This window comes from Lysinibacillus sp. FSL P2-0066, assembly GCF_037969495.1.
In the GTDB taxonomy this organism is placed as follows: Bacteria; Bacillota; Bacilli; order Bacillales_A; family Planococcaceae; genus Lysinibacillus; species Lysinibacillus boronitolerans.
The window spans coordinates 186,958-207,386 of record NZ_CP150202.1; the positions used below are offsets into that span (position 1 = coordinate 186,958).

Here is a 20,429-nt window from a genome sequence, read left to right on the forward strand (position 1 = left end):
GGGTACGACGATTCGTTATGTAATCGCCGTGCCCTTTTTTCATGGTTCAAAAAGGAATTGATACCCCGAACCTCTCACTGTCATAATCTTTGCTTTATGACCATCAACAGATTCTAACTTTTTTCGTAAATTACTAATATGAACCTTCAATGCCTGTGTATGCCCAATACTTTCCTCAGCCCAAATAAGCTTATACAGTACTGATGGGGGAAAGATTTGACCTGGTCGTTGTGCTAGAAAGAAAAAAATTTGAAATTCCTTTGTAGATAAGGCTAATGCTTTGTTACCGATATATACTCTTCCTGAATGTACATGAAATTGAAAACCCTCTATTATACGAGCATCTTCATTTATGTGGTGTGCATCAGCTTTTTCTTGAAATTGCTTTCTTCGCAAGGAAATTCTTTTGATTGTTTTCATTAAACGCTCTTTCTCAATTGGCTTTAAAATATAGTCAACAGCCTGTACATTAAAAGCTTCTATTGCATAATGCTCATAAGCAGTTACAAATACAATGTCCATTAAAAACGGAAAGTCTGCAATCTTACTAGCAAATTCAATACCATTCAATTCAGCCATATCTATATCTAAAAAAAGAATATCTGGTTTGAGTGTAGGGATATTTGCTATAGCTTCTAGTGGATTTAGGAATTTTCCGATAATAGTAACAGCGCTATTATCATGTAACGTAGCTTCTAATAAGTTGATTGCCAAAATTTCATCATCTACTATGATGGCTTTTAACATTTTTTCACCTCTTATCTTCTAAAAAGTAGAATATTATGTAGCACAGCCGTACTTTGTAAATTTTCCGCCACTAATTTTATACATTGCTTGTAGCAATGGAAGGTTGAATAGCAAATCATGTAATTCGGAAAATTCTATAATTTATTGCGAGGTAAAAACGCTATTCGCCGTCCAATAATTGGACAATCCCTACCGCTCTCTTTTTCACCTTTAACTGTTTTAAGTTTATTAGTATTCCTGCACTTTAGTAAATGAGATGCATTTCCCAAATCGTGATGTATTATGAGTGGATAATAAAACATGCCTTTTTACCTATAGTATAGCATGCCAATAGTTAACAAAAAATAGATTAAATCGTGCATCATTATCTAATGATAGAAATTTTAATCTAAGGGTATTTGTGCATTTTGTGTATTTAAAGTGCATATACTTACAATCACTCTGTTTTTTGCTTATAATAAGAAAGTCAGAATTATTTCTGAAAAAGTAGCCACAAAGTGAGCGATTGCGATTGAAAAAATTATTATATGGTATCTTCTTTGTTGTTTTTATAGTCATTTTTTTGTACGTAAACAATCACTGGCTAGTCGTAAGTAAACATACGTTTGAATCAGAGAGTGTGCCTGATAGCTTTGATGGGCTACGCATTGTACAAGTTTCGGATTTACATGATGCCGTCTTTGGTGGCAATCAACAAAAATTGATTACTAAGATAAAGGATACAAAGCCGGATTATATTTTTATCACAGGTGACGTGATCGATAGTAATCGCTATAATTTAAAACAAAGTTTACAGGCAGTAGCAGGACTAGTTGAAATAGCGGATGTTTATTATGTACTAGGAAACCATGAGGTAGCGACGAATAAGGTGAATGAAATTTATGAGGCGCTGTCATCGTTAGGGGTACATATTATGGCCAACGAATCGACCGTGTTAGAGCGCGACGGGGAGCGCTTGGCGATTGTTGGTATTGAGGATCCATTAATGGGTAGAACAACAGAAGATATGCTAGACATTGCAACAGCCTATTTGCCAGACGATATGTTTAAGTTGTTACTAGCGCATAGACCAGAAATGTTTAATACGTATGTAAATTATCACGTTAATTTAGTATTTTCGGGACATGCGCATGGTGGGCAAGTTCGTATTCCTGGGCTTGGAGGACTTGTTGCACCAGGACAGGGGCTTTTCCCAAAATATACAGCTGGTGTCTACGAAGCAGGCGCGACGAAAATGGTAGTTAGTAGAGGCTTGGGTAATAGCTCAGTACCATATCGCATTTTTAATCTACCAGAAATTATTGTGATGGATCTAAAGAAAAAATAAGCACTGCGTAAAATTTACGCAGTGCTTTCAATTTGTTTGCGTTCTATACGTTTAACGAGATAAATACTTATTTCATACAAAATAATCATCGGTATTAATACGAGTAACTGACTTATAAAGTCTGGTGGCGTGATAACAGCGGAGCCTACGCCCATTGCGATATAAGACCAACCTCGTATTTTTTTCATGGATTCAGCAGTCAGTACACCAATGGCAGATAAGAATAGGGCAACAATCGGTAACTCAAATAATAGACCAAGCGGTACTGTAGTCATAATTAAAAAATGCATATATTCATTTGCTGATACCATGACATCGAAATTGGTAGCCCCAATGCTTACTAAGAATGTATAGCTAAGTGGGTTTACGACAAAATAACCAAAAGCGACTCCTACTAAAAATAGAACTAACATGATTGGTGCATAGAGGCCTAAAAATCGACTTTCCTCTTCTTTTAAGCCTGGTTTAATAAAGCTCCATAGAAAGTGGACGAGAAAAGGCATTGCAAGACCAAAAGCTAAAGTAGTTGAAATCGTCATGTAAAATTTAACTACTTCTAGTGGTCCTAAAATAACGAGTGAGTGACCTCGAGTTATGAATGGAAACCAAATATTAATAGTAGAAAAGACAACAATGAAAAATAAAATAAAAACCGTTAACCCTTTGATAATTTGCTTACGTAAATCAGTAAGATGCTCCAATAATGAGGTAACAGGTATAAGGGGCTCATTATACACATGCTCCTCTTCAATTGCTACCTTTGTTGGTATTTCAACTAAAGCCTCCACTGGTTTTGGAGGCTCAGCTTGTGGTTTATCAAGAGGGCTTAAATATTTTCTTTTTCCGTCTTCATATGGATCCATAGGAAACCCTCCTACGAAGCATCAGATTTTTTTTCGACCTTTTTCACGGTATCATCTTCATCATCCATAAGTCCCTTAGTAGACTTTTTAAATTCTGCAAACGTTTTACCAACCGCTCCACCGATTTCTGGTAATTTTTTTGGGCCAAATACAATTAATACAATCACTAAAATAATGATTAATCCAGGTACTCCAATTGCTCCTAGACCTCCCATAATTCTTGCCTCCTTTAGAATGATTTTTTATACTAATGAACCACCTGATTGACTATATTTAATGACTCCCTCAGCACAACGGTAGGCAAGTGCTCCTAATGTACCTGTGGGATTATAACCACTATTGTGTGCAAAGTTGCCTGCACTTACTGCGAAAAGATTATCAACATCCCAGTGTTGTAAGTAATTATTCACAACACCTTGTTCTGGTGTTAAGCTCATCACCGTACCACCAGTATTATGCGTTGTTTGGTAAGGCACGATATTGTAATCGGTAATTTCTGCGTTAGGGACAATTGTTTTTGCACCCATTTCCTTCATAATATCTGCTGCACGTGCAGAGATATATTTATGGAGAGCTCGATCCTGATCAGTAAAATTGTACGTTAACTGAGTTAATGGTAGTCCGTAAGCATCCTTGTAGGTAGGGTCAAGTGATATATAATTTTCCTTATGAGGCATAGATGCTCCTTGCGCACCAATACCGAATGAGCGTGTATAGTAATAAATTGATTGCTTTTTAAATTCTGGTCCCCAAGTAGGCGTATCTGGTGGAGTTGGATTTGAGCCGATTGGTCGGGTACCTGTCTGTGTAAGCGCAATGTTACCTCCGTGAATAAAATCTAAATCACTATGGTCAAAATTATCCCCATTGTAATCGTCTATACACATACCTAACGAACCTGCGCCCATAAATGTATTGTATTGTTCCTCGAAGAATCCAGCGGCACCTGGCAAGATTTGATAGCAATAGTTTCTGCCGAGTGTTCCTTTACCAGTAGTAGGGTCATATCTTTCGCCTATGTCAGAGACCATTAATAGCTTGGCATTATTAAAGACATAACTAGTTAATACAACAGCATTAGCTGGCTGAATGAATTCTTCTCCCGAAACAGTATCGATGTATCTTACACCTGTAGCCTTGTTACCCTGCTTTAAAATTTCAACAACATTGGAATTGAAACGTAAATCAAAATTTCCTGTCTTCAGGGCGGTTGGGACAACCGTAATTTCTGCGGACGACTTTGCACCATATTCGCATCCAAATCGTTCACAAAAACCACAATATTGGCAAGCATTGATTGTTTCGCCATCTGGGTTTTTATAAACCTCTGACACGTTAGCTGAAGGAACCATATAAGGTGTTAGCTTCAGGTTTGTTGCAGCTTTTTCGAATTGTGCAAGCATAGGCGTTTTTTTCATAGGTGGTGTTGGATAGGGATTCGAACGCTTTCCACTAAATTTATTTTTATCATCGCCTGAAATACCAGCAGTTTTTTCAAACTTATCCATATAAGGTTCAAGCTGATCGTATGTTAAACCCCAATCTTGAATCAGATAATCTGGTCCAAGCTTATTTGGTCCATATCGTTTATCTGTTAATGTTTTGATTTGAAAATCATAGGGTAAAAATCGATAAGTCATCCCATTCCAGTGTGTTCCTGATCCACCTAGACCCTCACCAAGCAAGAAGGAGCCAAGCTGACGCATTGGTAATGCCTTCATATTCCGATCATTACGAAAGCTTACTGTTTCTTTGGATAGATTTTGCATTAAATCATATCGAATCGCATAACGGTATTCATCATGGACATTTAAATAATCCTCGGTACCACGCTTTTGACCTCGCTCTAAACCAACTACCTTTAGGCCAGCTTTGGCACATTCAGCAGCAACGATACCGCCTGTCCAACCTACACCAACTGTTACAACATCTACACTCGGTAATGTTTTAGCCATTTTTAATCCCCCCTTAATGGTTGCCTAATGAATTAGGCTCAATTTTTTGGAATTTCGCATCTTCTATTTGTGTAATATAAGCCATTTGATGACCAGGGAAGCCCTTCATACGCCAGCCATCCATATTACGATTTCCTCCATACATAGGGTCAGAATAAGCTCCCTCTAATGTAGCTGCTCGTAATAATGTAAAGAAGAACGCGGAAGTAACCCCAACCATTTCTATGTCACCTTTTTGGAAGGCAGTTAAAATTTCATCCATTTGCTTGCCATCTAAATCGTTAAAGCTTTTCTTATAACGCTTTTGTGCTTCATCCTCCATTTTTTGAATACCCTGCCTAAAAATCTCCGCTCGCGTTAAGCGGCTCTGATAGCCTTGAGTTGGGGCACCCACATCAAATGGACCTTGCATATATTCTTTAGAGTTACTCCCATAATTTCCTGCAAGTTGATGATCGATAAAATAGGGAACATCTAAACCAATAGCACCTGGTCCCAAATCGTCTTCTGGGAAAATACGTTCTGTGGCCTTTGATAAGATACTAAAATCTTTTTCATTTCTGAAAAACATCTTAGCCTTCGGTGAGCCTATGGCCTCGTTTGTTGTTTCATGACCACCATGTTCCAGGGTAGAAGTACCTTTACCATGGATGTTGTAGCCTACTAATCCTCCAATTAAACCACCACCGACTAATGTACCAGCAGCAATACCTGTTGTTTTTAAAAAGTCTCGACGAGAAACATTATTTTTGTCTGAACTCATGGAAATCCTCCCCTCAAAATGTGTTAAACGGATCCTATCTTTAATAATCAGCAAAAAATGTGAATTATAATCAATTTTTGTTGGAAAATGTTTAAATTTCATCCAACAACTTTATATTCTCTGTCTTTTTATAACAAGAAGGATATATGAATTGAAAATTTTGTAGAAAATTGTTAGCACTATAAGGATAGTGATAATGGTATTATTATACATTTATTAATAATATTGGAAAATCTTTGTTGACTTCTACTTTTAGTGACTTTACTCTGAAGTTATGCAAAAATATGTGGTTTGTATAGCTAAAAATGGAAGAAGTGAGAAAAAGAGAAATGTGGTTAAAAGGTATTGGTGGTAAATTAATCGTTGCAATTATAGCTCTTGTATTTGTAACATGCGGCACGCTCGGGCTATCTACTTGGATAAATAGTACAAAAGCTGTGAATGAGCAAGTGGAATCTAATTTGGTTTCAAGAGCAGAGGATGTTTCTCACTACATAGAAGAACACTTCCAATTAACACTAGTGGAAGTGGAAGCAATTGCAGAGCAAGAGGCAGTTCGGAGCATGGACTTTGAGAAGCAGAAAAAGTATCTATCGAAACGACTTGCTAGTAATGAAAATTACTTAGGCTTTGGCATTATCAACGCTGATGGGGTTGCTCATTATCTAGATGATACAACAGCTGAACTAGGGGATCGTGATTACGTAAAAGAAGGCTTTACTGGTAAGTCTGTCATGTCTGAAATTACGATTAGTCGTGTGACAGGTGAACCAGTCATTTTAATCGTTTCTCCAATTGAAACAGTAACAGGTGAAAAAGCTTTATTATTGGCACGTATTGATGGCTATTACCTATCTAAAATAGTAGAAGGCATTAAGGTTGGAGACAGTGGCTACGCATTTATGCTAGACGCTAACGGAACGATTATTGGACATAATAATCACGCGTATGTGAAGGAGCAATACAATCCAATCAAGGAAGCAGACGAAACAGGTCTCAAGACTGGCAGGGCAATGGCTGTTAAAGAAATGCTTGCTAATGATAACGGTTATTTTTCTTTTGAAACGGAAGATGCAGGAATTAATTTAATGGGCTATCATACCCTTGATAATGGTTGGAAAATGGGTGTTATCGCATTAGAAAATGAGATGCTTTCAGGGCTTTCTAAGCTTAAGACAAACTTTATAGTCACTACGATCATTGTTTCGATACTCGGGCTATGCATCTCGTTTGCCATTTCCCGCTCTGTTAGTAGACCACTTCGACATGTACTTCGCATTAGTGAGGGGTTATCAGAAGGAGACTTTACACAGGAGATTCCAGAAAAATATTTGAAACGTATTGATGAAATGGGAACGATGGCACGTGCATTAGATCGAATGATTGATAATATGCGGGAAATGATAGTCAAAGTCAGTCAAGAAGCAACGGCAGTGAATGAAGCTTCGTGTGATTTAATGGGAGATGTAAACGGAGTAACAAAGCATTCAAAACAAATTGCTGGTGCAATAAGTGAAGTAGATCGAGGGGCACAAAGTCAAACTGTGATGGCAGAGGAAAGTGCCTCAGCAATGGAACAAATGGCAATGGGGATACAAAATGTAGCTGAAGTTGCCTCCACAATTGCTTGTAATACAGATTTTATTTCCCAGAAAATTAGTGAAAGCAATCATGCTGTCCAACAATCAATTCGTCGTATGAATGAGATTCAGCAAGGCACAACAGATGAACTAACAATTATTCACAAACTAGAAAAAGAGTCAACGGAAATTAGCTTAATTTCAAAAATGATTACCGATATTTCCGATCAAACGAATTTATTGGCATTAAATGCCTCTATTGAAGCAGCACGGGCAGGAGATGCTGGTAAAGGCTTTGCCGTTGTAGCGGAAGAAGTTCGCAAGCTATCAGAGCAAACAGCAGAATCAGCTACTAAAATTAATGTGCTCATTGAAAGAGTTCAATCTTATACATTAGAAGTAGTAAAAGCAGCGGAATCAGGTGAAGATAATGTTGAGCGTGGTTTAGCTTCCATTGAGGCAGTTGGAGAACGCTTCGAGGAAATGGTTCAAGCAGTAGGAGAAATAGCAGGTCAAATTGAAGAAATGAATGCTTCAGCTGAACAAATGTCTGCCAATACGGAGGAAGTTTCAGCATCTATGGAAGAAATGGCAGCTACTGCACATGCAGCAAGCGATTATGTTCATGAGGTAACAGATGCAACAGCGGAACAGTTGAAGACGGTAGCAGTAATGAACAATCAAACTGAAAAACTATCAGAAATGGCAAAACGTTTATATGAAGCCATTCAAAAATTTAAATATTAAATGAGAGAGGAGCTGTCTATTAATGATAGCTCCTCTATTATGCAATTAAGCGTCTTGCATCGCTGCTAGTAATTCTTCTTTCGAAACGGTGTAATCGCCACCGCCTTGTACCATTTGGTCACTTCCGCCACCCTTACCATTAATAAGAGGCAGTGCCTTTTGAGCAACATCCTTCATGCTTTTTGAAACATTATTACCTCTTGCTGCAACGAATTGTAGCTTGCCTTCATTTTCGGACACAAGTAGAGCTATTACATCTTTCTGTTCCGTAACAATAATACGGGCTATTTTTTGTAGCTCTTGCATTGTTCGCTGATTAAAAGCAGCTGTTACTACACCCTCGTTATTAACAAGTGCCTTTGCTTCATACGTGAGTAATTCCTCTTTCGCAGCAGCAAGTGCTTTTTCTGTATTTTTTTGAGCAGATAGAACTTTTGTGAGTGCTGTGGCAGCTTCAATCTCAGGGACACTTAATTGTCGAGCAACGTCTGCTAATACTTTTTTTCGCATGCCAAGCTCAGTCAATACACGTTGACCACAAACAAAAGAAACGCGCACATTGCCCTTCATTTTTTCGGTACCTAATATTTTGATGGTACTAACTTGTCCTGTAGATGTAGGGTGAGTGCCACCACAACCGTTGTAATCAAAATTAGGGATAATCACAAGTCGAATATCACCCGTCACGGCTACTTCTTTACGAAGGTTATAGTTACCAAGCTCTTGTTCTGTAACCCAGGTAGTTTGAATAGGGCGATTCTCTAAAATAATGTCATTGGCTCTTGCTTCTGCTGCTGCAAGCTGTTGCTCAGAAATCGTTTCTACAGCAAGATCAATTGTTACTTGCTCACTGCCTAGATGAAAGCTTACAGTCTGTGCATTAAAAAGCTCAACAAAAGCAGCTGTTAAAATATGTTGGCCAGCATGCTGCTGCATATGATCAAATCGTCTTGGCCAATTTAATTTTCCATGTACGACGCCATCTAAAGTCGATAGATCACCTTGAATATAGTGACGAATTTCATCATCCACTTTTTCAACATCTATGACCTCCAACGCATTCAATGTACCTGTATCGTGGGGTTGACCTCCACCAGTTGGATAGAAAGCGGTGTTCGATAGTACAACATAATGACGGCCTGATTCATCAGTTCCTTTACCAATAATAGTTGCATCAAACTCTTGTAACATAACGTCTTGATAATATAGTAGCTCTTTCATGAAAAAGCCTCCTTGTATGTAGGGAAATTTAGTTCTAAATTAATTCCATTTCATTGTGGCATAATTACTTACAGGTGTATACGGCTTTTCTAGTTGACCCATGCTGAAATTGATTTAATATAGAAAAGAACAGCTAAAGAAAAAGGAGCAAACATAATGGAAATTACACAATTCTCAATGGAAGAAATTTTAGACCCAACAAATATTATTGAAGGTAAGCGTTATGAATTTATACTGGATGTAGAAATTGATGAAGAGGATGAGCTTTACCACGAAGCTGGTATTGAAATTCGTGTCCTTATTGGTGAAAAAGACGAAGAACCATTCATATTAAATTACTTCATCATGGAAAAGGCTGAAGGTGAATATTTAGACTTTGCATTAGAGGATGATGAACTAGAAGAAATTTTGACATTCTGTAAAGAAGAAATAGCGAAAGCATAGTAAGTAACAGGTAGAGAGTATATATTCTTTACCTGTTTTTTTATTGAATTAAGGATTATGTAAGCTTGATGAAATATACATGTAGTATTGAAGGACTAAACTTAGTTTTAGTGTTCAGAAAATAGGGCAATTTAAAGAGAGAGGTGTTTCTATGTCAACGTATACACAATCCATTTTTATAGCTTTTTTCATAACCATCATGTTATCCTTCGTACTATTTATACCATGGCTTATTTATACGTATCGAAAGTATGGATACTTATCGATGTCCAAAACCATTATCATGTTCTCATTTATTTTTTACTTTTTATCTGCGCTTTGTTTAGTATTATTACCATTTCCATCTACCAGAGATACTTGCTCACTTCAATCCCAAGACACCGTTCATACTAATTTGCGACTTTTTCAATTTGTTGATGATGTTCTAAAGGATAGTGGAGTAGTTTTAACAAATCCATCTACATGGCTTGCTATCACAAAACAGCAGGCATTTTTTCAAGCCTTCTTTAATTTCTTACTACTGATGCCATTCGGCGTTTACTTGCGATATTTTCTTAAAGAAAGAAGGTACTGGAAACGTGCATTTTTAATTAGCTTTTTGCTAACATTGTTTTATGAGGTCACACAAAGAACAGGCATTTATGGCATCTTTAATTGCGCATACCGAATCTTTGATGTAGATGACTTATTACTAAACAGTGTAGGTGCGCTCCTAGGCTTCTTTTTAGCACCAATTGTTTGGGCATTATTCCCCTCTCATGAAGAGGTTGAGGCTAAAGCTGCTGAAATGGAAAAAAATGATATTGTTAAGCCGATTTCTATTTTACTAGCATTGGTCATTGATTTATTTATCGCCCAATTGGTTTGGATGATTATTGGTGTTCTGACAGGGTACAGTGGTACTTTTGAATTCTTAGTGAAAATGGCTCTGTACATTGTACTCTTTGGTTTGATGCCAAGTTTAATGAATGGTGCAACGCTCGGTATGAAGGTGATGCGTTTTACAATGGTCAACAAGAATGGCAATAGTATTGTAAAGCAATCATGGCGTCGCTGTATTGCCATTATCGCTACCTTGTGTTTATCAGATGTCATTTCAACATTAGGTGACATTCAATTAGATATGGATTCACCATTTTATGTTCTGCAAATTGTCATTTCTCTACTTGCCGCAATAGCAGGCTTTGCACTTACAATGATAATAGCCGTTCACGTGGTAAGGGTCATCGTAAGTGGTGGAAAACGACGTTTGTATATCGATCAATATGCAGATTTAATGGCAACAAGGAAAAAATAAGGGGGCTTGTAGAATGAAATACGTCATCATTGGGGGAGATGCTGCAGGTATGTCTGCAGCAATGGAAATCTATCGGAATGTTCCAGGGGCAGAAATAACTACTTTAGAACGTGGTTTTATTTATTCATATGGGCAATGTGGATTGCCTTATGTTGTAGATGGTCGTATTTCATCAACCAAACGTTTAATTGCAAGAGATGTCGAAACTTTTCGAGATAAGTATGGCATTGATGCAAGAGTTGGCTATGAGGTAGAGAATGTAAACATAGAGAAGAAGGTTATTACAGGTACACAAGCAAGTGGTGATAAATTTGAGATTACCTACGATAAACTTCTTATTGCAACGGGGGCTAGTCCAGTCATGCCTGTGAAAAGGGGGATTGAGCTAGAAGGTATCCATACTGTGAAAACAATTCCTCAACTGGAAGATTTGATGGCAGATTTAACATCAGAGATTGAGCAGGTAACCATCATAGGTGGTGGCTATATTGGTTTAGAAATGGCTGAAACCATACATGCCTGTGGGAAAAAGGTAAGGCTTATTCAGCGCGGAAGTCATGTGGCCCGTATTTTAGATGAAGAACTTGCTCAGCATGTTCATGAGGAAGCGAAAAAGAACGGTGTCGAGCTGTTATTAAATACGAGTGTTGAAGCTTTTGAAGGAAATAAACGAGTAGAACGTGTTATTACAGATAACGGCGTTCTAGAGACGGATTTAGTCATTGTTGCTTCAGGCATAAAACCAAATACTCAGTTTTTAAAGGATACTGGAATGGCATTTGCAAAAAATGGAGCGATCATTGTAAATCGCCATTTAGAGACTTCTATTGAAAATATTTATGCAGCTGGCGATTGTGCAACTCACTTTAATATTGTGAAAGAACGTTTAGATTATATACCTTTAGGAACGACTGCCAATAAGCAAGGTCGTTTAGCAGGTCTCAACATGTCAGGCAAATTTGCTCCGTTTAGAGGAATTGTGGGCACATCTATTTTAAAATTTTTCAACTTAACTATTGCTACAACAGGCATTAATGAGCGCGATGCTAAAGAGCTTGGTTTTGACTATGAGGCATTTAAATTATCTGCACGCCATATAGCTGGCTATTATCCAGGTGCACAACGTATGTTTATAAAAGTGGTCGTTCGCAAGCGCGATCAATTGTTATTGGGTGCGCAAATCGTGGGACCAGCGGGAGTCGATAAACGTATCGATGTGTTTGCGACGGCATTATATAGTAAAATGACCTTACCTGATTTGTTAGATTTAGATTTGGCCTATGCACCACCATTCAATGGTGTTTGGGATCCTTTGCAGCAGGTGGCAAGAATGAATGGACGTTTATAATAGGAGGTAGAGAGATGAGCATTTATGATATTAATGTAACTTTAGAAGATGGTACTATCTATAGCCTTGAACGTTATAAAGGAAAGCCGATGCTTATTGTTAATACAGCTTCCAAATGTGGCTTTACACCACAATTTGAAGAATTAGAAGGTCTCTATAAAAAGTATCAGGAGCAAGGTCTGGTTGTACTTGGTTTCCCATCAAATCAATTTAAACAAGAGCTAGCGACAGCTGAAGAAGCTGCCTCCCAATGTCGATTAACATATGGTGTGACATTTCCCATGCATGAGATTGTTAAGGTGAATGGTAAAGAAGCACATCCTATTTTCGATTATCTCACTTCCCACTCCAAAGGATTTTTAGGCAATAGTGTTAAATGGAACTTTACAAAATTCCTTGTAAACCGTAATGGAGAGGTTGTTGGACGATACGCCTCAGCAGATAAGCCAAGTAGCTTTGAGGAAGATATTCAAAAAGTATTAGCTCAATAGATTAGAAAGGTTCATGCACTACTTGTGTATGAATCTTTTTTTTGTCTATAAATTTCAAAAAGCTGAGGATTTAAGGTTGCTGTAAGCTTGCGACAAATTTGCTGTAAGTTTGAGGTCGTATACTAAAGTCAGAAAGAAGAGGTGAGCGTATATGACGCCATTATTAAAGGTACAAAACGTTGGAAAAACTTACGGCAAAGGCGCAAATACTTTTACAGCGCTATCGAATATATCATTTGAAGTAGCAAAGGGAGAGTTTGTTGGTGTAATGGGTCCTTCTGGGGCGGGGAAATCTACGCTTCTTAATGTATTAGCAACGATTGATACGCCAACGACTGGTGAAATTATTATTGAGGATACCAATTTGGCCCGTATGAAGGATGCTGAATTAGCAGATTTTCGTCGTGATAATTTAGGGTTTATCTTCCAGGATTATAACTTGCTCGATTCTTTAACAGTGAGAGAAAATATTGTCTTACCGCTAGCGATTGCGAAGATGCCAACAAAGGCTATTAATGCAAGAGTTGACCGCATTGCTGAATTGTTTGGCATTAGTGAATTATTAAATAAATATCCTTATCAAATTTCAGGTGGGCAAAAGCAGCGTACCGCCTCGTCACGAGCATTAGTGACAGAGCCGAAATTAATTTTTGCTGATGAACCTACAGGTGCACTAGATTCAAAATCTGCAACTGACTTGCTAGAAAGCTTAAGTGATTTAAACCAATCTCAAGCCGCAACAATTATGATGGTTACCCATGATGCCTTTGCAGCTAGCTTCTGCCAGCGCATACTATTTATTCAGGATGGACAGCTTTCTAAGGAAATTCAACGTGGGACTCTAACGAGGAAGCAATTTTTCCAAGAGATCTTGCAGGTGCTGTCTAGCATCGGGGGTGGAGTAAATGACGTTATTTAGTTTAGCGCGTAAAAATATTCAACGCAATTTATCGAATTACTTTTTATATATTGCTTCGATGGTATTTAGTATCGTTATTTACTTTACGTTTGTGACGCTCAAATACAATGATGATCTTTCAGCCTTAAAGCAATCGTCACAACAAATTAAAGGATTGATGAGTGCCTCGTCAGTCGTACTTCTGTTCTTCATTGTTATCTTTATGGCCTATTCCAATTCGTTTTTTATGAAGAAGCGGAAAAAGGAAGTAGCCCTTTACTCTTTACTTGGTGTGCGTAAGCAAAAAATTGGCTTAATGCTCTTCTTTGAAAATTTAGTCATAGGGCTTGTCTCTCTAGTGTTTGGTATCCTTCTAGGTTTCTTTATGTCCCAAGGGTTATTAATGATACTAGTTCGCTTAATGGGCTATGAAGTGGTTGGTAGTCTGACATTTTCAATGGAGGCACTAATTAATACAACGGGCATTTTTACACTATTGTTTTTATTCACATCCTTACAAGGTTACCGTGTGATTTATCAATTCAAGCTAATTGATTTATTCCATGCAGACAAACAGGGAGAGCAAATTCCACGTGCATCATTAGTAGCTGCTTTACTTGGCACTGTATTTATTGCATTTGGTTATTATACAGCTGCCTCTGATATGTTTACGAGTAAAATATGGCGATTCTTTACGGTGTTAGGTACGCCATTAATGGTCATTGGCGTAACAATTGCAGGGACATACCTTCTATTCCATAGTGTGAGTGTCTTTGTGTTAACAGCATTAAAAAAAGCAACATCATGGTCATGGAAGGGCTTAAATTTAATCGGTGTTTCTCAGCTATTGTATCGTATTCGAGCAAATGCTAAATCGTTGTCAATTATTGCAATTTTAAGTGCCACTACGATTACAGCAGGTGGCGGTGTCTTCGGTATGTATTACAATGCAGAAGCTTCTGTACGTCAGATGCTGCCAAACACATTTATGTGGAAAGGCGAGATAGTAGAATTTTCACAAAAGGATGTCTTATATAATGAAGCACTGGCTGTGAAAAATTTACGTGTGGATAATGAATTCTCATTTTTCGAATATACATTACTTAAGGAATCGGACTATAACCGCTTAGCGAAATTACAAGGCAAGGATAAAGAGCTACACATTGCAGATGGCTCTACGGTTTTACTTGATGCAGCCTATGATGAACGATTTTCACATGATTTTACAGGTGAGGACTTTAAGCTACAAAACGGCGACTCCTTTCATGTAGAGAAGATGTACACGGAAAGCGTGTTAAACTTTATAGCAGCTGGAACAGTTCTCGTTGTGAATGATCAAGAATTTAAAGCTACTGATGGCGATGAGATCATGATGCAGGTTGTTGGATTAGACAATGATTTGAAACAACAGGACGTGTCAAAAGACATTTACCAGCAGTTATCTACTGAACAGCAAGAATCATTCTCTAGTGTACCGCAAAGCTATGAGGATAGTTTAGCAACAGTAGGTGCCCTATTGTTTGTGGGAAGCTTCCTAGGATTGGTCTTCCTAGCAGCAACGGGCAGTATTATCTACTTCAAAATTTTAACGGAAGCCGAAGAAGATCAGGCGAAATATGCTATTTTAAATAAAATCGGTGTAAATAGTAAGCAAATCTTAAAGACAGTAGCAGGACAGGTCGCTGTTATCTTTAGTGCGCCACTTATTGTAGGGATTGCACATAGTGCGTTTGCATTACTAGCATTTTCACAGCTATTTAACATGAATATTACAAAACCAGTCATCTTGTGGATGATTGCATATTCAGCTATTTACTTTATTTATTATATCTTTACGGTTCGTTCGTTTTATAAAATAGTGAGACAGGGGAATTAATATGAAAAAAGTATTTTTCGGAATAGGTGCGTTGTTCATCTTATTCGTAGCAGGGTTGATTGTATTGATGACAGTAGATTTTAACCGTTTAAATAAAGATACTTACTATGTTCATATCACGGCTGATGGTGAGGTAGAGGAGTATAAGGCAGATAGTGGTGAAATCTTTAAAATGTATTGGTACGAGCTACCTTCTTACGATAAAAATGGGGGAGAGAAAACATTAAAGTTTTCCGCTCATAAAAATTTACGCCAGGATGCTTATTTAAAGCTTTACGTGAAAAAGGAAACAGAAGTTACTTCATTTGATGAAGTGAAATTCCATGAATTACCTGCTAAAGTACAGGATCAAATGAAATAGCACAAAGTGGGAGTCTCAAAATTATATGAGACTCCTTCTTTTTTACACGTAAGCGCAGTATAACGAAGCGGTAGTGCCAAAATCTAATTGGTTAAATTTGGTTTATTACTTATTGGTATCCCTTTTGTAGATCAATAATAACGCATGTACCTTTTCCTTTTTCCGAGGTGATGGTCACTGTTCCTCCATGGGCCTCAATGATATCTCTAGCAATAGCTGTGCCTAAACCAGTACCAGCAGTATTGTCCGTATTTGTGCCTCGATAATAGCGTTCAAATATATGTTCTAAATCCTCTGGGGCTATCCCCTTGCCATTATCAGAAATTGAAAGAGTATGCTCATCAACAGACACATGGACAGATACATCGGGAGCATTGTGAAGCAGAGCATTGTGTAAAAAGTTCATGATAGCTCTGCGCATAAAATGTTCATCGATTTGATGCAGGCTGTTCTCGTTTGTCGCCTCAAACGTAAGATTAGCCTGTTCATATTGTGGTGTATTTAATGTTTCAATCACTATCTCTCGAATAAAAGGCACCATGTTAACTTCATTTAGTGTAAGTGGAAGCTGTTGATGTCTTAAACGCATCGTTAAATTTAAGTCATCCAGTAGATTTTGCATATGCAATGATTGTTTTTCTATAATTTGTGCGTACTCCATTTGCTCAGTATTGGTTATTTGTGCATCATTCAATAGTTCTGCATAACCTCGTATAGAGGCAAGTGGGGTTTTCATATCGTGGGAGACATTACTAATCCATTCTTCACGCATGATCTCTAGTCTCTTTCGCTCCTGTTCATGAGCTGCCAATTCTCGTGATACTTCATTTAAGTTTTCAAAAACCGGCTTGTAGACACCACCAGGAGCCTTAATAGACGTATGATCATGATTTTTTAAATGGTGAATGCGATCTATCATCGCATAAAGAGGCTTTGTTAATGTACGACCAAAAAGCCACCCTACTAATGTAGCTACTAACAAGTCCGCAATCACGATGAACAGGCCAAATTTTCCTATAAACTGTAAGAGTGATGTGCCAGAAACATGCGTCACAATTCTTGTAACACCGCTTCCTTTAATACCGATTAAATAACTAATGGGATCCTTACTGCCAATATACACCGTAGTATCAGAATCGAATTCTTTATATTTATATACTTGAATTAAGTCGATAGGTGCATAGTGCAATGGTGCTTTATCTGGTGCAAAATGTGAATCAATAACTTGGCCATTTTCATCAAGCAATTGTATCCAAGCATTTCTTTGATGCAATTGTTCGAGTCCTTCTGCACGTATGGAGGTTGCTCCATTTTTTATCTCGATATATTTTTGGAATTCTCGCACAAAGTCTTCCTCTTCGGTGGCAGAAACGCCTTCAGAGTCAGTTGCTAGCCGATAAGTAAGGAGTCCCAGGAAGATAGCTGTATTGACGAAAATAACAATGATGACTATAGAAAGTACGGAAAGGAGAAAGCGAGCGGTTAATTTCCACTTCATTCTTGTGCCTCTTTAGGCATGATAAACTTATAGCCAAGTCCTTTTACAGTTGTGATATATAGAGGATTAGAGGCATCCTGCTCAATTTTTTCACGCAAACGACGAATATGCACCATAACAGTGTTATCAGAACCGAAGAAATCCTCTCCCCATACACGTTCAAACAATGTTTCTTTACTTAAAATTCGATTGGGATTGTGCATAAAGCACGCCATTAATCCAATTTCCTTAGCTGTTAACTCCAATAATACGCCATTTTTATGCACCTCAGTTTCATCGGCATTCAACTGAAATGGTCCAATTTGTAGTGTTTTTTCAACAATATTCGTTACGGTATCTTGTGTTTGATAGCCAGCTCTACGCAATTGAGCCTTCACTCGATAGGCAACTTCTTTAGGACTAAAAGGTTTTGTAATATAATCATCTCCGCCAATGGCTAATCCTAAAATTTTATCAATTTCCTCGTTTTTAGCAGACATAAAGAGTACAGGGACATGGGATACTTCACGGATACGCCTACATAAATCGTAGCCCTCACCATCTGGAAGCATGACATCTAGAAGTATAATATCAGGTGTTGCTTGTTGAAAGCTTGTCCAAGCATCGTGAATGGTGCCAGCTGTATAAATTTGTTTGTAGCCCTCTTTTTGTAAGCTTACTTTAAGAAGATTCGCTAAATCAGCCTCATCATCCACTACTAAAATGGTTGGTTCTTGCACTTGTTCACACGACCTTTCGATTTGGAAGAATCATTACTGACAATCATTATAAATGAAATGTATAGAAAAGAGGAAATGTTGGGTTGCACATCTTAACCAACAGATGATTTTAAGAGAAGCAACATTTTGTATATAAACCGCTCCATAGTGAAACCTTTAGAGATGGTAAAGCGTAAAAAGAGTATGACAAATTAGGAGGAATGACGATGTTTAAAAAAATAGCAGCAGATGCACTTGGACTTTCAGATATTGGAGTGGTTGTACCGCGAGAGGACTATGATAAGACAGATGCAGATGATTTTATCTTACATGAAATTGATGAAAAAATTTATTTTTTAATTAAAACGAAGGCAGATGAGTATTGCTTTACGAATCGTGCCATTATTCATGTAGATGGCGAAAGCGCTATGAGTAAGAAACGATTACTGCGACGCTATGATTATTCAATGTATACTGTTACAGAAGTTTTTCTCGAAACAGCAGGAACAATCGACCTTGATGTCGAAATTAAGTTTACAATCGGCAATTCCCCACTATCCATCGACATTCATAAACGCTTTATAGATGATATTAAAGATTTATATAAAGCACTACATGCCATTAGCTATGAACAAAAGAACAATGCTTATAAGTTAGAAGTAGCAGAAAAAAGTTTACACATTGCTTCTTCTTCACTTGGACGAATTGGCAATGACAACATTTCTCCATCAGCGTCATTCGAGGAAATTACACGCTTTGCAAATACTTGGATGATCGATCATAAAGATAAGTATAAAAAAGAAGACTTCTCACATATTTTTGATTTATATATGAACAATTGATAAAAATAGCTCTCTGCAAGTGTGGAGAGCATTTTTAACATATAACGATATACATAAAAATTATTCTAGGAGCGTGATAGAAAATGACAAACGAATTGCATGTGCTAGAAAAAGAAGAGGTAGAAAGTGATGATTTTATACAGCGACCTCAAGCCGCTGAGACATTGTTCGTAAATGAGTTTATTGATGGTATTTTAGATCCGTCACAAAAGATGTTAGGACCGGTTAAGGATGGTGGAACGATTATTGCCAATACAACACCTGGGTGTTGGGGGCCCATGCTTACACCCACTATTCGTGGAGGACATGAAGTTACGAAGCCCGTGTTTGTAGAAGGGGCAGAGGTGGGTGACGCTATTGTTATAAAAATTAAATCTATTCAGGTCACATCTCTTGCAACTTCATCTGGTCATGATGAGGCAATTGTAGATCGATTCATTGGTGATCCGTTTGTTTCTGTAAAATGCCCAGGCTGTGGGAAGCTTCATCCAAGCACAGTTGTAAAAGGAATAGGGCCACATGCAATTCGATGTTCAACATGTGATACAGAAACCGCACCCTTTAAAATGACAAATGGCTATACGATGGCACTAGATCATAAAGGGCAAATGGGTGTGACTGTTGGACGTGAGGGTGCTAGACGAATTGCACTTGATGCTAGGAACTTCATGAGAACACCTGAAAATTCTGTACAAAATCCTGTTGTTGCACTAGCTCCAAGTGACTTAGTAGGTGTAATGGCGAGAATGCGACCATTTTTAGGTCAGCTTGGTACAACCCCTTCTAAAGCGATGCCAGATTCTCATAATGCTGGTGACTTCGGTTCATTCTTAATTGGAGCACCACATGAATATGCTTTTACCCAAGATGAATTGGATTTACATCGTACCGATGGACATATGGATATCAACCGAGTTCGTGAAGGGGCGACAATAATTTGTCCGGTTAAGGTACCAGGCGGTGGTGTATATATTGGAGATATGCATGCCATGCAAGGGGATGGGGAGATTGCTGGTCATACAACCGATGTAGCGGGTATTGTGCAGCTTCAAGTAAAAGTCTTGAAAAAAGTAGCATTGCAAGGCCCGGTTTTACTACCAAATGTAGAAGATTTACCTTATACAGCAAAGCCCTTTACGAAGGAAGAAAAACGTCGTGCACGTGAGCTAGCGGAGGAATTCGGTGTTAAACAGGTAGAGGATGCATTCCCAGTGTCGGTGGTTGGTTCTGGTAAAACGTTAAACGATGCGACTGATAACGCGATCAGTCGAGCTGCGAAGCTATTTGAGATGAGCGAGCCAGAGGTTTTAAATAGAGCAACAATCACAGGCTCCATTGAAATCGGACGCCATCCAGGGGTTGTTACAGCCACCTTCCAAGTACCTAAATCCGTATTGAAAAAGGTAAGAATATATAAAACTATTAAAAAACAATATGACTAATAGATGATTTCTTGAAAAAGCAAACTTTTAA

At 37.9% G+C, this 20,429-nt stretch carries 19 protein-coding genes; 11 read left to right on the plus strand and 8 right to left on the minus strand.

Annotation, left to right across the window (positions count from 1 at the left end):
• Positions 1-39 precede the first annotated feature (39 nt).
• Positions 40-747 (minus strand): DNA-binding response regulator, encoded by a 708-nt coding sequence (locus tag MKZ14_RS00955; protein WP_333006596.1) that lies wholly within the window; start codon positions 745-747, stop codon positions 40-42.
• 511 nt (positions 748-1,258) lie between these two features.
• On the opposite strand from MKZ14_RS00955, the gene MKZ14_RS00960 reads away from it, so the two are divergent.
• Complete coding sequence (locus MKZ14_RS00960) at positions 1,259-2,074, plus strand: metallophosphoesterase (RefSeq protein ID WP_339280574.1); 816 nt, start codon at positions 1,259-1,261, stop codon at positions 2,072-2,074.
• 14 nt (positions 2,075-2,088) lie between these two features.
• On the opposite strand, the gene tatC is transcribed toward MKZ14_RS00960, so the two are convergent.
• Genes tatC through MKZ14_RS00980 form a run of 4 tightly spaced genes read right to left on the minus strand, consistent with a single transcriptional unit; the run spans position 2,089 to position 5,655 of the window.
• Positions 2,089-2,937 carry a twin-arginine translocase subunit TatC gene (gene tatC / locus MKZ14_RS00965; RefSeq protein ID WP_036075912.1) on the minus strand — a complete coding sequence of 283 codons (849 nt, stop codon included), beginning with the start codon at positions 2,935-2,937 and terminating at the stop codon, positions 2,089-2,091.
• 11 nt (positions 2,938-2,948) lie between these two features.
• Positions 2,949-3,152 carry a twin-arginine translocase TatA/TatE family subunit gene (tatA, locus tag MKZ14_RS00970; protein WP_048390784.1) on the minus strand — a complete coding sequence of 68 codons (204 nt, stop codon included), beginning with the start codon at positions 3,150-3,152 and terminating at the stop codon, positions 2,949-2,951.
• A gap of 27 nt (positions 3,153-3,179) precedes the next feature.
• Entirely contained in the window at positions 3,180-4,892 is a 1,713-nt protein-coding gene (locus MKZ14_RS00975) for a GMC family oxidoreductase (RefSeq protein WP_333006594.1), read from the minus strand.
• Between the two features lie 13 nt (positions 4,893-4,905).
• Positions 4,906-5,655, minus strand: a complete 750-nt coding sequence (locus MKZ14_RS00980; protein ID WP_016993258.1) for a gluconate 2-dehydrogenase subunit 3 family protein — start codon at positions 5,653-5,655, stop codon at positions 4,906-4,908.
• A gap of 329 nt (positions 5,656-5,984) precedes the next feature.
• On the opposite strand from MKZ14_RS00980, the gene MKZ14_RS00985 reads away from it, so the two are divergent.
• Positions 5,985-7,982, plus strand: coding sequence for a methyl-accepting chemotaxis protein (locus MKZ14_RS00985; RefSeq protein ID WP_026023420.1), 1,998 nt, complete (start codon positions 5,985-5,987; stop codon positions 7,980-7,982).
• A 45-nt stretch (positions 7,983-8,027) separates the two neighbouring features.
• On the opposite strand, the gene MKZ14_RS00990 is transcribed toward MKZ14_RS00985, so the two are convergent.
• The gene (locus tag MKZ14_RS00990; RefSeq protein ID WP_036075917.1) at positions 8,028-9,203 is read right to left on the minus strand and encodes a serine-tRNA(Ala) deacylase AlaX; all 1,176 of its coding nucleotides are present in this window, start codon (positions 9,201-9,203) and stop codon (positions 8,028-8,030) included.
• 156 nt (positions 9,204-9,359) lie between these two features.
• On the opposite strand from MKZ14_RS00990, the gene MKZ14_RS00995 reads away from it, so the two are divergent.
• From MKZ14_RS00995 to MKZ14_RS01025, 7 genes are all read left to right on the plus strand, one after another.
• Complete coding sequence (locus tag MKZ14_RS00995; RefSeq protein ID WP_036075918.1) at positions 9,360-9,647, plus strand: DUF6509 family protein; 288 nt, start codon at positions 9,360-9,362, stop codon at positions 9,645-9,647.
• 151 nt (positions 9,648-9,798) lie between these two features.
• A complete protein-coding gene (locus tag MKZ14_RS01000; RefSeq protein ID WP_312124596.1) occupies positions 9,799-10,944 on the plus strand; it encodes a VanZ family protein in 1,146 nt (381 codons plus the stop codon).
• A gap of 13 nt (positions 10,945-10,957) precedes the next feature.
• Complete coding sequence (locus MKZ14_RS01005; protein WP_016993263.1) at positions 10,958-12,292, plus strand: FAD-dependent oxidoreductase; 1,335 nt, start codon at positions 10,958-10,960, stop codon at positions 12,290-12,292.
• 14 nt (positions 12,293-12,306) lie between these two features.
• Positions 12,307-12,783 (plus strand): glutathione peroxidase, encoded by a 477-nt coding sequence (locus tag MKZ14_RS01010; RefSeq protein WP_016993264.1) that lies wholly within the window; start codon positions 12,307-12,309, stop codon positions 12,781-12,783.
• Between the two features lie 151 nt (positions 12,784-12,934).
• Positions 12,935-13,702, plus strand: coding sequence for an ABC transporter ATP-binding protein (locus tag MKZ14_RS01015; RefSeq protein ID WP_016993265.1), 768 nt, complete (start codon positions 12,935-12,937; stop codon positions 13,700-13,702).
• Entirely contained in the window at positions 13,689-15,557 is a 1,869-nt protein-coding gene (locus MKZ14_RS01020; protein WP_339280575.1) for an ABC transporter permease, read from the plus strand. Before MKZ14_RS01015 ends, MKZ14_RS01020 begins: the two co-directional genes overlap by 14 nt.
• Position 15,558: 1 nt before the next feature.
• Positions 15,559-15,918 carry a YxeA family protein gene (locus MKZ14_RS01025; RefSeq protein ID WP_258859439.1) on the plus strand — a complete coding sequence of 120 codons (360 nt, stop codon included), beginning with the start codon at positions 15,559-15,561 and terminating at the stop codon, positions 15,916-15,918.
• A gap of 109 nt (positions 15,919-16,027) precedes the next feature.
• Here MKZ14_RS01025 and MKZ14_RS01030 read toward each other — a convergent pair whose 3' ends face one another.
• Positions 16,028-17,416, minus strand: a complete 1,389-nt coding sequence (locus MKZ14_RS01030) for a HAMP domain-containing sensor histidine kinase (RefSeq protein ID WP_339280576.1) — start codon at positions 17,414-17,416, stop codon at positions 16,028-16,030.
• Entirely contained in the window at positions 17,413-18,135 is a 723-nt protein-coding gene (locus MKZ14_RS01035) for a response regulator transcription factor (protein ID WP_333006590.1), read from the minus strand. The genes MKZ14_RS01030 and MKZ14_RS01035 overlap by 4 nt, the downstream gene beginning before the upstream one ends.
• 206 nt (positions 18,136-18,341) lie before the next feature.
• Here MKZ14_RS01035 and MKZ14_RS01040 point away from each other — a divergent pair, with 206 nt between their 5' ends.
• Complete coding sequence (locus MKZ14_RS01040; RefSeq protein WP_016993270.1) at positions 18,342-18,956, plus strand: PH domain-containing protein; 615 nt, start codon at positions 18,342-18,344, stop codon at positions 18,954-18,956.
• Between the two features lie 83 nt (positions 18,957-19,039).
• Positions 19,040-20,398: an acetamidase/formamidase family protein gene (locus tag MKZ14_RS01045; protein ID WP_333006589.1), complete on the plus strand. Its 1,359-nt coding sequence runs from the start codon at positions 19,040-19,042 to the stop codon at positions 20,396-20,398.
• Positions 20,399-20,429 lie beyond the last annotated feature (31 nt).

Coding starts and splice junctions, on each gene's coding strand:
- MKZ14_RS00995 (WP_036075918.1), top strand. CDS start 9,360: ATGGAAATTACACAATTCTCAATGGAAGAAATTTTAGACCCAACAAAT.
- MKZ14_RS01030 (WP_339280576.1), bottom strand. CDS start 17,416: ATGAAGTGGAAATTAACCGCTCGCTTTCTCCTTTCCGTACTTTCTATA.
- MKZ14_RS01010 (WP_016993264.1), top strand. CDS start 12,307: ATGAGCATTTATGATATTAATGTAACTTTAGAAGATGGTACTATCTAT.
- tatA (WP_048390784.1), bottom strand. CDS start 3,152: ATGGGAGGTCTAGGAGCAATTGGAGTACCTGGATTAATCATTATTTTA.
- MKZ14_RS00955 (WP_333006596.1), bottom strand. CDS start 747: ATGTTAAAAGCCATCATAGTAGATGATGAAATTTTGGCAATCAACTTA.
- tatC (WP_036075912.1), bottom strand. CDS start 2,937: ATGGATCCATATGAAGACGGAAAAAGAAAATATTTAAGCCCTCTTGAT.
- MKZ14_RS00980 (WP_016993258.1), bottom strand. CDS start 5,655: ATGAGTTCAGACAAAAATAATGTTTCTCGTCGAGACTTTTTAAAAACA.
- MKZ14_RS01020 (WP_339280575.1), top strand. CDS start 13,689: ATGACGTTATTTAGTTTAGCGCGTAAAAATATTCAACGCAATTTATCG.
- MKZ14_RS01005 (WP_016993263.1), top strand. CDS start 10,958: ATGAAATACGTCATCATTGGGGGAGATGCTGCAGGTATGTCTGCAGCA.
- MKZ14_RS01000 (WP_312124596.1), top strand. CDS start 9,799: ATGTCAACGTATACACAATCCATTTTTATAGCTTTTTTCATAACCATC.
- MKZ14_RS00990 (WP_036075917.1), bottom strand. CDS start 9,203: ATGAAAGAGCTACTATATTATCAAGACGTTATGTTACAAGAGTTTGAT.
- MKZ14_RS00985 (WP_026023420.1), top strand. CDS start 5,985: ATGTGGTTAAAAGGTATTGGTGGTAAATTAATCGTTGCAATTATAGCT.
- MKZ14_RS01045 (WP_333006589.1), top strand. CDS start 19,040: ATGACAAACGAATTGCATGTGCTAGAAAAAGAAGAGGTAGAAAGTGAT.
- MKZ14_RS01015 (WP_016993265.1), top strand. CDS start 12,935: ATGACGCCATTATTAAAGGTACAAAACGTTGGAAAAACTTACGGCAAA.
- MKZ14_RS01040 (WP_016993270.1), top strand. CDS start 18,342: ATGTTTAAAAAAATAGCAGCAGATGCACTTGGACTTTCAGATATTGGA.
- MKZ14_RS01025 (WP_258859439.1), top strand. CDS start 15,559: ATGAAAAAAGTATTTTTCGGAATAGGTGCGTTGTTCATCTTATTCGTA.
- MKZ14_RS00975 (WP_333006594.1), bottom strand. CDS start 4,892: ATGGCTAAAACATTACCGAGTGTAGATGTTGTAACAGTTGGTGTAGGT.